Source organism: Massilia sp. WG5, from assembly GCF_001412595.2.
In the GTDB taxonomy this organism is placed as follows: domain Bacteria; phylum Pseudomonadota; class Gammaproteobacteria; order Burkholderiales; family Burkholderiaceae_D; genus Telluria.
In genome coordinates this window covers 40,686-53,485 of record NZ_CP012641.2, presented here as the reverse complement: position 1 = coordinate 53,485, position 12,800 = coordinate 40,686, and the positions used below count along the sequence as shown (strand labels likewise).

Here is a 12,800-nt window from a genome sequence, read left to right as displayed (position 1 = left end):
CGCGGCCGCAATGACTTGCTGACCTGCCTTGAGCACCTGAGCGCTGGCGCCGGCAACGCCAGCTTGATGACGCCCCAATTGCGTCAAACCTTGTGCGACCATGCTGCGGGAAAGAAATAGATCGAACTTACAATAAGCGAGGGCGCTGAAAGGAGTGATAGAATCGAAGTGGAAGTCGATACCCTTTTGCTCAGCCCTTTTACTATTTTTCCGACATTTCCTTTTCAAGCTGCTTGTGCAATTCGGCCCAGCGTTCCCCTGAACGCTTCCAAGAATCGAGATAGTTCTCGGGACAAATGTCGTTATAAGGTGGGCGCACGGGGCCGGCGTTCATCCAGCCGCCGGCATCGATCCGTCGCTTTTCGAGAGCAACGTTGTAAATTGAGAAGGTTTTGAAGCTATCTTCGGGGAAGGGCGCAGCCGTCTTCACAAGCCGGCCCTGAAATGCGTGCGCATCCCCCCAGTCTTTGGTTCGCCGGGCTTCGATGACCTTGTCCCGAAGCGTAGTTGAAACCAATGGACCGCATACCGTACCGCTGGACCAGAAGCCATCAACGAAGTCATCCAAACGTGCCGCAGCATAGTATTGGTAGTCGAGCGGCAACAGCTTCATGCGGTGCTTGGTGAGATGCAGATCCTGAAGCAGGAACTCGATACCGATATATTTAGCCGCAACGACTTGCCGGATCTCTGACACGCGCGCCCAGAACGCCCGGGGGAAATCAAATTTGAACGCCTCGGTATTCGCGTAGATGGCGATATTCATCTCCGGAACAGCTGTGGCGACATCCTTGTAGTACTGAACAGCCATATCAACGCAGGGATTGCACCACATAGGGATGCCCAGCATTGTTCCGTCGGCCCCAATGGAGTGGGCGTACCTGGTCTGCTCGATCGTATCGCGGGTATTGAGCGTTGTAGTACCAACGAACACGGGAACCCTGCCCCTGGCGGTCTCGACGATGGTTTGCATGAAGACCTTCTTTTCCTCCCAGGTCAACGATTCGCACTCGCCCAAAGTCCCCATGCTCAGAATCCCGTTGGCGCCAGCCGCGATAAGTCCTTCGACAGCGCGGGCCGTCTCATCCAGATCAACGGTGTCAGTAGCACGCCAGTCGCTCGCTCCGGGTTTGGCTGGTGTGGGAAGAATCGACCAAACGCCGTGAATGTCTGATGGATTCAACAATCTTGACTTACTCATTATTTATCCTCTAGTGTTTTGAATCATTGGTTTTAATAAAAAATGTGCAAGCGCAGGTAGAAGCACCAACGCGCCGAGCATGTTGCCGACGAACATGAATGCAAGCAAAAGCCCCATGTCAGCCTGAAACTTGATGGGACTAAGCACCCAGGTGGCAACGCACAAGGCGAGCGTAACGCCCGTCAGGAGCACGACCTTTCCCGTGAAGAGCAACGATTGGTAATACGCTTGGGAAAGGCTCTCTCCGGCCTTCAATCGCGCCAACAAAATACTCATGACGTAGAGCGCGTAGTCCACCCCAATGCCCACCCCCAATGCAATCACGGGCAAGGTAGCGACTTTCACCCCGATGTTCAGCGCGACCATCAATGCCTCACACAGCACCGATGTCAGAATCAACGGCAGTACGGCACAGAGCACCGCGCGCCAAGAGCGGAAGGTGATAGCACACAACAAGATCACTGCACCGTACACCCAGAACATCATCTCGCGGTTCGCCTCCCTGACAACGATGTTCGTCGCCGCATCAATGCCTGAGTTGCCGGCGGCGAGAAGAAACTGCACTTGCTCGGTGTTGTTTTCCCTGGCAAAGTCAGCCACCTCGTCAACGAGGCTGGTTAGCGTGTCGGCCTTGTGGTCCTTCAGGTATGCCGCCAGCGTCGACAGACTGCAGGTGTCGTTGTAAAGACCGCGGGGCGCGCCGGCGGTGATGGTGTTCAGCATTGACTGGCTTTTGATCACCTCGTACCACTTGCTGCTGCCCTCATTGAGCCCCACCAGCACGCGCCGGCTCAACAGTGCCAGCGAGTTCGTGTCCTCTACACCCGGCAGTGCGCGGATTCTCCATTCCAGCGCGTCTATCCGCATCAAGGTGTCCTCGCCACTGCACTGGCCCTCTGGTGTCTTGACCATCACGATGAAGGCATCGCTGCTGGCGCCATAGTGCGCAGTCATGAAGGTGTTGTCGCGGTTATAGCGGCTGTCGGCACGCAACTCGGGGGCACCGGGCTGCAGGTCGCCGACCTTCAAGCGTTGCGCAACCACGAGCCCTCCGGTGCCGAGGAGCAATGAGACCGCAACGACGCCTGCCGCCCAGCGGCGCTGGGTGAACAAGTCCAACAGTCTCCACAACGGGTGACGTTCCCCGCCCTGCCTGTTCGTCAACTCTTCCTTCAGGCTGCGTTGGGCGGCCACGGGACTGACGCCCACATAACTCAGCAAGATCGGCAACAGTATCAGGTTGGTGAAGACCAATACCGCAACGCCAAGACTGGCAATGAAGGCCAGGTCGCGGATCGCCTCAATATCGATCACCATCAAGACGCCGAACCCAACTGCATCGCACAGCAGCGCAGTCAATCCTGCAAGAAAAAGGCGTCTAAAAGTGTAGCGTGCAGCAACCAGGCTGTTCGCACCACGTCCGATGTCCTGCATGATGCCGTTCATTTTTTGCGCACCATGACTCATGCCGATCGCAAACACAAGGAAGGGAACCAGCACGGAGTATGGGTCCAGCTCGTAGCCCAGCAAGGGCATCAATCCCAGTTGCCACAGCACAGCGACTAACGAACAAGCAACGACCAGCACCGCACTGCGCACGCAACGCGTGTTGACATAAAGCGTCGCCGTCGTGATGATCACGGCAGCGGCGAAGAATCCCAGCATCTGCCAGATGCCCGCAATCAGGTCACCCATGACCTTAGCGAAACCAGTGATGTGAATACTGACCCCGTTACTCTGATACTTGACCCTGAGCCGCTCCAGTGCGTCAGAAACATCAGCGTAGTCCAGCGGAACACCATTCGCATTTTTTGATAACAAGGGCAGATAGACTATGGAAGAACGTTGATCCAATGCGACCAGCTGGCCAATCTCATTGCTGCGCTCGACGTTCAACCGCAAGGTAGCGAGGCTTTCAGGCGAGCCGTCGTAGCCGTCCTGGATCACCGGACCACCATCCATGCCGTCCTCGGTGACCCCGACCCATCGCGTATTCGGCGTCCACAGCGACTTCATATTGCGCCTGTCAACCCCAGGGAGCAAAAAGGCCTCGTCGCTTAACTGCTGAAGTACCCTCAGGTAGTGTGGGTCATAGATGGACTCACCGGTTGTGGCGACGGCGATACGAACGGCGTTGCCGAGGCCTCCCAGCTCTTGACGATGAGCGAGAAAGTTCGCGATATACGGATGGCTCTTGGGAATGATCTTCTCAAAGTTCGCGTTGACACGCACGTTGCTGGCACTCCAGGCAAACAAGACCGTAAGCAACGCACAGACGATGAGGATCCACTGGCGGTGATTGAAAAGCGCCCGCTCGACGGCTGAACCAGACCGTGGATCGAATTCGTTCGAAGACGTGCGCTCATCCTTTGAGACTGCTGGGCTAACCATTGACATGAGGATCACTTAGGAAAAGGAAGTTCACGAACGCCACGCAAGCTACTGGCAAGCAGGCGTCTGCCATCAACTTGGACAACGGCAGTCAATGGTGGGCCTTGCGGCAATACAACTGGCACCCATCTAACTCCTGAATCCCGACTGATCAATGCCTGTCCGGCCTGGTTCAGCGCGAGCACACTGTTGTCTTGCATCAGCGAGAGGTGGCTAATCGTGACGGGAATAGGCACCTCGCACTGGGTGAACCCGGCAGGGCCATAGGTATAAACGTTTCCCTTTAGCCCAGCCAGCATCAACTTGCCATTTGGCAAAGCAATTGCGGAGAACCAGCTTCCCGGGTAAGGCGAACTCAGTGCGGCAAAGGTTTTTCCGCCATCGATGGATTGCAACAGCAACCCTTGTTCTCCTGCTAACAGAATGCGCTGCCCCTGCACCACTAGCGCGTTCAGGTGCAGCGCCTTCGGATTGTCTAAGCGCGCCATCCAGGGCGACCAGGTTTCACCACCGTCTGCGGTGGCAAAAATAAGCCCATACGCCCCCATTACAATGCCATGCTTTCGGTCGGAAAAGTGAAGTGCCACGAAAGGCTTGTCCGGGCCGTCCGCCACCAAGCGCTTAGCCTCCGCCAGTCGGTTGGCGTTGCTCGACCCGGCCGACACTTCTGCCAGCCATAGCTCCGCGGCTCTCTTACCGTCGAGCTGGAGGCCCCAAGTTTCGCCGCCGTCCGCAGTTGCGAGCACAACACCTGCGTGACCTGTGGCCCAGCCAAATTTTTCATCCACAAACTTGACCGCAGTTAGCGTGACACTGACCGGCACCCTCGCCTGACTCCATGTGACGCCAGCGTCATCCGAGAACAAAACAACGCCGCGTTCCCCAACGACGACAATACGTTGCCCAGCCTTGACAACATCTAGCAGGACGGCCCCCCCCACTTGGGGGCCGACGAACGCCGGCCGTCGCAAGGGATCCGACACCGGTGTGGCCCAGACGGGCCCGATGCTGGCCAGCGGAACTGTAGCTACAAAGCACATGGCGCGGCGTCGCCCGTTGTCAACGCGCTCTTGACCAACTTTTTTCATCATAATCCAGACCTATAACAGTTTGGCGAAGTGCCGATTCGATCAGGCTGCAGGGCGAAACTTGCCAACTGTGGACCGCCCCACCCAGGTCGATCCACCAGTTGCGTCACGCCTCCCTGGATCCTCAGCGAATACCCTGTCCAGCCATGGAATCGGGCGAATAGGTCGATGCGGGGAAAGGTTTATCCTCAACCCGGATCTGTACCGCCTCATCGTTGTAGAGGCTACCCAGGTAAGAGCTGCCACCAATCAGATCGTAGAGGCCGAAACTGCTGCGTACGAACGCGGGCACATCAGGCGCCACAATGGGCAGCAGATACGTTGTGCGCGCCAGTTTTCCTTGCGCATCCCAGCGATCCCCGAGCAGGGCGTACCAGCTATCTTCATCGATGTAATAACGGCTCTTGGGTGAAACGTGGCGCTTTCCTGGCTTTAATGTCGCGTCGACGATCCACACCCTATGCAATTCCCAACGCACATGATCAGGATTGAGATGCGCCCCGGTGATCACATCCGCAGTCTTGGTTGGCACCAGCGTGCGGTTACTGTTGTAGGGCACCAGTATTTCTTTCTTGCCGACCAGGTTCCAGTTGAAGCGGCTCATGTCGCCTTCGAAGACGGTCAACTCGTCGAAATTGAGAATACCGGCCGTAAAGGAGAGTTGCGTATCGCAGCAGGTGTTTGGCAGCTTGCGCACTCGCCGTTGCCCTGTGAGGTAGATCCACCCCTGTGTTTTGTCTTCATTGACATTAAAGTGCTGCATGACCGCTTCACCGGCGCGAATGGCCGGGCCTAGATTGGTCGAACGAACTTTGTACCACCACTGACCGTCCTCCGCACTGACACCCCTGGTGTTATAGGGAAAAGTAAAGTAGTTCTCATAATGCGAAACCATGACCGCCTGGCCGTTGCTGTTCACGGTGAAGTTCTTCGCGACATCGTAAATCTGCTCCAGCTTGTAGGACAGCTGATGGTTCACCATCACCTCGGCCCCGTTCTTCGGAATGGGGAATGGAATGCCCCCTAAGGCCCCCACCGCATAGGGATTGTCGAGGCCCGATAGCTTTACCTTTGTGGCATTTTCAAACGTCTTATCATAAAACCATTGGGGTGCGACATAGGTGCGCTTTGACTGGTAGACATCGACCCGAAAAGTGTCCGGGTATTTCTGCAGCATCGCCTTGGTGCCATCCGTGAGCTTGTCTGCATATTGCGCCATGTTCTTTGCAGTGATGCTGTACAAAGGCTTGTCGGAAGCGAATGGGTCTGGGCGGCGGCCGCCTTTTTTGTAGCCAGGTACCGGCGTCGTATAGCCACCGGTCCATGCGGGAATCGAGCCGTCTTTATTGCCAGCTTTTTCAGCGCCCATTGGGGTCAGGCTGGATTTCAGCGCGGCGGCTTCAGCGGCCGTTACCGCAGCAAAGGCTGCGCCCGCAAGGAACATGGAAGCAGAGATCGCGAACAGGGGTTTGATCAAAAATTTCATTTTTATTCCAATCAGAATGTGGCACGAGCAGTGAACGAGACGAAATCCCGATCCCGAAGGGTTTGGCCCCAGCCGAAGGCTTGCCGGGCTCCTGTGTTGAACGTCCGCGCATCGCCGTAATAGTGGGTGTAGTTCACACCGAAGTTCCAGGTATCCTGGTAAGCGCCATTGAGCCCAACGGTGATATCCCCCCCTCCTTCAGGAACCCAGGCGTTGGGTGTCATCGCCATCGGCCGCGAGCCTTTAGGCGCATAGCCGATGCCGATCGGCACACCCAGGTCCAATCCCGGCAGCACTTGCCGGTACTTCGCCTCAAAGACGGCGCGCAGCGCGACACCATCACGCGTTGCATTGGGATCCACGGCGGCGCCATTCTTGCTGACACTTAGCACACGGTTCCAGGCAATCTCGCCAACAATCGTCGCTTCATTCCAGAGGAAATTACGCGGTACCGAGCCCAAGACCGAGATATTCAGGTGGGCAGTTCGGCCGATTGCATATGCTGGATTGCTTGAATTGTTATTGGCGACCGGGGCGAGCGCGCTCGTGTCGAAACCCTGCGTACTCGCCAGGTCCTGGTTAGTGCGCAACGACAGCTCAGACGCAACGTTGTAATCGCCGAAGGTCCTGCTGGCACTGGCGCCAAACGCCTTGATGTTTTCCTGGTACGCGATGTAATAGCCCACCGGGGCCGGCCCGACCGGAGTCATGCCAAGCTTGGGCACGATTTGCGGTAATTTGTTGTGGAACCGAATCAGATAGAAACCGTAGTCGGTATCACCATGATGCATTTTCAGCTGCACCCCGCCCTGTCCGGAATCCCTGGCCTGCATATCGGCGAACCGGGGGGCAGGCGCACCCGGTCCAAAATAGATGCCCTCGGCGCCATCGACGGCGTAATCCGTGTTGGAGAAATAGCTACCTGAAGCGGGCAGGCGATTTCTGGATGACGCGAACTGTACATAGGCCCCCACCGAGACATCCTGGGTCATCTGTACTTGGCCGGACACCATGGGGACTGGACGAATGCCTTCCTTGAAGGGCGTACTTGGCACTGAAATCAGCTTGACCACGTCCACCGGCATTTGAGTACCGGCGATCGCGTTAGCTCCAAAAAACAGGCTTTCACCCCACAGCACCGAGTGCCTGCCGGCGCGTGCTGAAATGGTTTTCCCATTCACGTCAAAGTTGCCGAAGACGAAAGCATCGAGTACCTCCCTGCCATCGCCATGCACATCTCGCGTGCCGCGCGTGAAGCGGTTGTAGGGCACGGAGCCTTGGTTGGGGAATGCGCCGCCAGCGAAACCCGGGTTGGCGTTGGAGCGGCCATACACGGAATCATTCCAGGCGGCGCCACTGATTCGAAGACCCATGTTCTTCTTGTAGATGAGGTCCAGTTCCGACAGCAAGTCAAAGCGATTGGAAATCAATCCCTTGGCAAAATTACGGTCGCCATCGTCGTTGTTTGGATTCAGTGTCAGAGCAGATAATGGCGAGTCCAGACGCCGCGCAGCGCTGTACTTGAAGGTATTGTCCCAGCGCAGATTCACGTCAGGATTGCCTATGTCAATCACACCAGCGACGGCCGGCGTCAATCCGATGGAAAGTCCACCACACAATGTAAGAATGCTGCGGAGGATGGCCGACGGCGGCTTGGACTGTTGTCTCAATCCGACTAAATTCATTTTATTGTCTCGCTTTATGTTTATATGCATGGCCGCCATTGCACTCGTCGGCAGTGACAACCCAGCGATTTCTTTTGTGACAGATAAGGGGAATCAATGGTCAAACAGGCCAATGGGCCCCTCTTCGAGCGAGACGATCACACTCTTGAGCTGGGTGTAGTGGTTCAGGACCTCAAGCGAAAATTCACGGCCGAAACCACTCTGCTTGTAGCCGCCGAACGGTACATTGGGGATCATGTTGAAGTAGCGGTTGACCCACACGGTCCCTGCTTCGATCTCGCGCGCCATGCGGTGGGCTTGCGTGATGTTTCGGGTCCAAAGGCCGGCCGCCAATCCAAATTCAGTGTCGTTGGCCTCGCGTATGACGTCGGCCTCGTCGTTCCATGGAATGACCACGCCGACAGGACCAAAAATCTCCTCTTGCGCGATGCGCATTGTGTTGTGCACATTGGTAAACACGGTCGGCTCGATGAAATATCCCTGCTCAAATCCACTCACCGTGGCGCGCTTCCCGCCCATCGCCGTGGTCGCGCCTTCATTGCGCCCGATATCGAGGTATCCAAGCACCTTGTCGAACTGGAGCCTTGAGGCCTGGGGGCCCATTTGCGTCGAGGGGTTCAGTGGGTCGCCCACGCGAATCTTGCTGAGAATGGTTTGAACCTTCTCCAGAAACGGATCCATCACGGATTGATGGACAAAGTGGCGTGTCGCGGCAAAGCAGATTTCACCCTTGTTCACGACGATGCTCATGGCTGCGGACTCCGCCGCCGCACCGATGTCCGCGTCCGCGCAAACGATGTTGGCCGATTTGCCGCCCAACTCCAGCGTTTGAGGAATCACATTGACGGAGGCATAGTGCATCAGTTTTTGGGCGGTCGGGCGTGAGCCGGTGAAGGCCACCTTGCGGACCTTCGGGTGGGTGACGAGCGCTTCACCGACGTTGGTGCCGTAGCCGGTAATGACGTTGAGCACGCCTGGCGGCAGCAGGTCGGCCATCTCGCGGATGAACTCCATGACTGCCAGGCAGACCGTCTCGGCCGGCTTCAGCACAATGGTGTTGCCAGCGGCCAGAGCAGGCGCGATCTTTGTCGCCATCATGACGAGGGGCACGTTCCATGGTATGATCTGTGCGATGACACCAAGCGGCTCGCGATGAACAATAGCCACGCCCTGTTTCGCGTCGATGGTATGCCCTTGCAAACCAAATGCGGCACCGGCGAACAACTCGAACTGCCCGATCGTCGATGGGATATCGATATGCATCGCCTCCATGATCGGCTTGCCATTGTCCAGCGATAACATTGCCGCGTAATCCTTGGCCCGTGCGCGCAGGCGGCGCGCCATCTCATACAGGGCGCTCTGACGCTCCTGGGGCGAGCTGCGGGACCATTTGGGGAACGCCCTTGAGGCGGCCTCCACGGCACGATTCGCATCCTCAGCGTTTCCTGACTGGATGTAGGACAGCACTTCCAGATTCGCGGGGTTGATCATGGCGATTTTCTCGCCGCTGGTTCCGCCGACCCATTCCCCATTGATGAAATGGCCATACTCCGCCTGGAAGTACTTCTCAGCCAGTTCGCTGCGCGCAGAACCCGGCTTGTTCGATTCGGTCTTCATTTCTACAGACATAGCAGTCCCCTGTTGTTATCGTTGACGGCTCTGAGATTTCCGCTCGAGCCGAATGAATGCGTCTCAGTCTTCAGGACGGAAATTGAGTCCACCGACGTATTGCCCCTTGTCGAGGTCATGCCCGAACACGTCGCAGCGGAAGTGTTCCTGCTGGGCTGGCGCCGATGCACCGCTCCAGCCGGGCTCCCACAACCATCCGGACGGGTTGGCCACATAAAAACTCAGCGCCCCGTCGTTGCTGTGCATGCCCAGCTGCACGGCAATGTCGATCCCCTGCTTGTGCACCTTGTCCAGGGTCTGTCCAAGGTCGCGCATGTCCTGGTACTCGACCATCAGGTGGTTCGCGCGTTTGGGCATCGGACCGAACATCAAAGCGATCGAATGCTCGCGGTTGTTGCATTTCAAAAACGGAATCCGAACCGGGGTGCCATCTGGGAGCGGCAACAGGTAGTCGGAGCTGCCGGTTATCCCGAGCAAGGCGAAAAAGCGCATCGTCGCTTCCGGGTCAACGGCGCGCAGGATGATGTGGCCCACCCCCTGGTCCCCTGTCTTGAAACCGCCAAACATCGGACGCCCGGGATGGAAGGGTTTGTGCCCATCGATCAAAGGAGAGAAAAAGATTTCGTGCGCATTGCCCGCCGGGTCTTGCAGCTTCAACAGCCCGAGAACACGGCGCTCAGCAGCTTCTGCCTCGCTGCCGCGACGCACTTCCACACCTGAGGCGGTCAGTTTGGCAGACATCTCTTCCAGTTCCTGGGCTCCGGCGACGCGCCACCCGACATAGGCCAGGTCATCGTCGCCGCCTGTATGGACAACAATGCGGTGATGCCAGAGGTCCATGCGCAGATAGAAGCGATCGCGCTCTCCTTCATCGACCAGTTGCATCCCCATCACCTCGGTCGCGTAGCTCTTCCATGCCGCAGCATCACTTACGGAAATCCCCAGGTAACCCAGCTCAGTGACGATTGCCATAAAAACTCCTTTTTCAACGATTAAAGATACAAACCCGCCCCATCCCTACGAATTCTTGGGTAACAACTCAACCACAATGACGACCACATCTTGCCTAATTCTAACTTGGATTTACTTAGATTCCTATGTATTTGTTCAGTCTGGGAGCCGCAGGGATCGTGCTATGATCTCGTCTCTTACTTCACTGGCACGCTTCTAAAGTGACAAAGAAAAATATCCCGTCAAAGTTGCCCGACGAAGACCATAGTTCTAGTATGAAATTGGACAGCAGCATCGGTTTTCTTATTTCTGACACGGCGCGCCACGTCAAACGTCTGCTCTATCCCGGCATTGCCCAACTCGGAATTCGGGGTGGCAGCTGGTTCGCGCTGCGTGCGCTCTTTGAAGAGGACGGGGTGACCCAGCGGGAACTGGCGACCCGCCTCGGCACCACGCAACCATCGACCCTTGAGATGCTGCGCTCGATGGAGACGGAGGGCCTGGTTCACTTTCAGCGTGACCCGATTGACCGGCGCAAGCTGCGCATCCACCTCACCGAGAAAGCCCTCTTGTTGAAACCGCAGCTCCTGTCCATCGCCGGCGATTCCAACGCGATCCTGGTGGGCGGACTCACGCAAGCGCAGCAGACCATGCTGCGGGCCTTGTTGTGCGCAGTGCGCCGCGCAGCCGCCGGTGCCATCGCGCAGTCCGCATTGCAATCTGCAGTCGAGGCATCGCCCGCCGCGCTCAACCTTCGGGACGATGAGAGCTAAGCCGCGGAGACCGGCCGCATTCCCGGCACCAAGCGCGGCCCGCGCAGCGAAGCGCCCGGCACGAGCGCACCGATCAGAAAGCGCAAGGCCTGACACGTTTGTACTAGAGGTGGGTGGTCGAAGCTGTCCCATCACAAGGCCACATGCACATTCTTGGTCTGCGTCCATGCGAGCAATTCAGAGATTCCCTCCTCACGCCCGAGGCCCGACTGTTTGTAGCCACCGAAATCTGCCCCGATGAAGTGGGCGCTAACGTGATTGATCCACACATAGCCGGACTCAACGCGCGAAGCCAGGCGGTGGGCGGACGCCAGATCCCTAGTCCAAATGGAAGCCGTCAGGCCATAATCGAGCCCATTGACCATGCCCAGCAGGTCTTCCTCGTCGTCCCATGGAATCACAGCCAAGACCGGACCGAATACTTCCTCGCGGAACAGGCGCATGGCGGGGGTGACATCGGCAAACACGGTCGCCTCCACGAACCAGCCACTGGCCAGTGCTGGGTCGGCCGGACGCCCCCCGCCGCATACCAGGCGAGCACCCTCCCGTTGCGCGGAACCGATGAAAGACATGACCTTGTCATACTGCGTCCTCGACACCAAGGAGCCCATCGTGGTGGCGGGATCAGTCGGCAGTCCACAGCGGTAAAGTTGTGAAATTTGCTGCGCCATTTCGTCGATGACCCGGTCGTAGACGGATCGATGAACGAAACAGCGTGATGTTGAGCCGCAACTCTGCCCTGCCCAGGTGAAGTTCATGCCTTTCACCGCACCCAGAATTGCTTTGTCGATATCCGCGTCAGGACAGATGATCAAAGGATTTTTTCCGCCCAGCTCAAGACTGACCGGCATCACCTTTTCCGCTGCGGCGCGCAGGATTGATATGCCCGTGGCGGTCGAGCCAATCAAGGCTACCTTCTTCACCAGCGGGTGATCCACCAGCGCCTGGCCGCACTCCGTTTCACCGCTAAGCACATTGACCACACCGGGAGGAAAGATATCCTGCAGCAAGGTGGCCAGGCGATAAGCGGACAAGGGGGCTTGCGTGGCAGCCTTCATGACGACCGTGTTTCCTGCCGCGACAGCCGGTGCCAGCTTGGTTGCCAAAAACATGAGTGGATGGTTATAGGCCACGATACGCACGACCACGCCGAAGGGCTCGTGCACTGAGTAGTTGAGCACGCCCTCCCCCATGGGAAGGGTGTCACCCTTGGCCTCATGCACCAGGCCCGCGAAGTAGTCGACCTGCGCTGCTGCAGCGTGCACGTCGCCGGCCATCTCACGCACGGGGTTGCCGCAGTTGATGGCATCCAGGAAGCCCAGCTCATCCGCATGGACGCGCAGCCTGTGCGCGAGTTCGCGCAGCGCCGCTGCACGCACCTCAGGCTTCGTCTTGCGCCAGGCCTGGAACGCCAGGTGCGCTGCCCGCACGGCGGCATCCACGTCGGCTGCATTGGCGTTGGCCACCGGCCCTAGGTCGTCCTGGGTCGCCGGGTTCACAGTTCGACCGTAGCCTCCCTGCGGCAAATGGAAGCGTCCCCCATAGAACAGATCGCGGCATGCCGGCAGCGGGTAGGCGTGGGCCATGGTCATCATG

Annotated in this window: 9 protein-coding genes; 1 reads left to right on the top strand and 8 read right to left on the bottom strand. The window is 57.7% G+C overall.

The features are described 5' to 3' along the window. Positions 1-202 precede the first annotated feature (202 nt). The 7 genes from AM586_RS27150 to AM586_RS27120 form a co-directional block, all read right to left on the bottom strand. Positions 203-1,201: a dihydrodipicolinate synthase family protein gene (locus AM586_RS27150; protein WP_047824926.1), complete on the bottom strand. Its 999-nt coding sequence runs from the start codon at positions 1,199-1,201 to the stop codon at positions 203-205. Positions 1,202-1,204: 3 nt separating this feature from the next. Beyond that, a complete protein-coding gene (locus AM586_RS27145) occupies positions 1,205-3,592 on the bottom strand; it encodes an RND family transporter (RefSeq protein WP_373995249.1) in 2,388 nt (795 codons plus the stop codon). 11 nt (positions 3,593-3,603) lie between these two features. Continuing rightward, positions 3,604-4,683, bottom strand: coding sequence for a YCF48-related protein (locus AM586_RS27140; protein ID WP_109370610.1), 1,080 nt, complete (start codon positions 4,681-4,683; stop codon positions 3,604-3,606). A gap of 121 nt (positions 4,684-4,804) precedes the next feature. Further along, the gene (locus AM586_RS27135; protein ID WP_060567212.1) at positions 4,805-6,166 is read right to left on the bottom strand and encodes a DUF1329 domain-containing protein; all 1,362 of its coding nucleotides are present in this window, start codon (positions 6,164-6,166) and stop codon (positions 4,805-4,807) included. Between the two features lie 11 nt (positions 6,167-6,177). After that, entirely contained in the window at positions 6,178-7,890 is a 1,713-nt protein-coding gene (locus tag AM586_RS27130; protein WP_229411155.1) for a DUF1302 domain-containing protein, read from the bottom strand. A gap of 54 nt (positions 7,891-7,944) precedes the next feature. Beyond that, entirely contained in the window at positions 7,945-9,480 is a 1,536-nt protein-coding gene (locus AM586_RS27125; RefSeq protein ID WP_047824927.1) for an aldehyde dehydrogenase, read from the bottom strand. A gap of 63 nt (positions 9,481-9,543) precedes the next feature. After that, positions 9,544-10,452 (bottom strand): VOC family protein, encoded by a 909-nt coding sequence (locus AM586_RS27120; RefSeq protein ID WP_060567214.1) that lies wholly within the window; start codon positions 10,450-10,452, stop codon positions 9,544-9,546. 254 nt (positions 10,453-10,706) lie between these two features. On the opposite strand from AM586_RS27120, the gene AM586_RS27115 reads away from it, so the two are divergent. Beyond that, positions 10,707-11,204: a MarR family winged helix-turn-helix transcriptional regulator gene (locus tag AM586_RS27115; RefSeq protein WP_047824928.1), complete on the top strand. Its 498-nt coding sequence runs from the start codon at positions 10,707-10,709 to the stop codon at positions 11,202-11,204. Positions 11,205-11,335: 131 nt separating this feature from the next. On the opposite strand, the gene AM586_RS27110 is transcribed toward AM586_RS27115, so the two are convergent. Next, complete coding sequence (locus tag AM586_RS27110; RefSeq protein WP_047824990.1) at positions 11,336-12,796, bottom strand: aldehyde dehydrogenase family protein; 1,461 nt, start codon at positions 12,794-12,796, stop codon at positions 11,336-11,338. Positions 12,797-12,800: the final 4 nt, after the last annotated feature.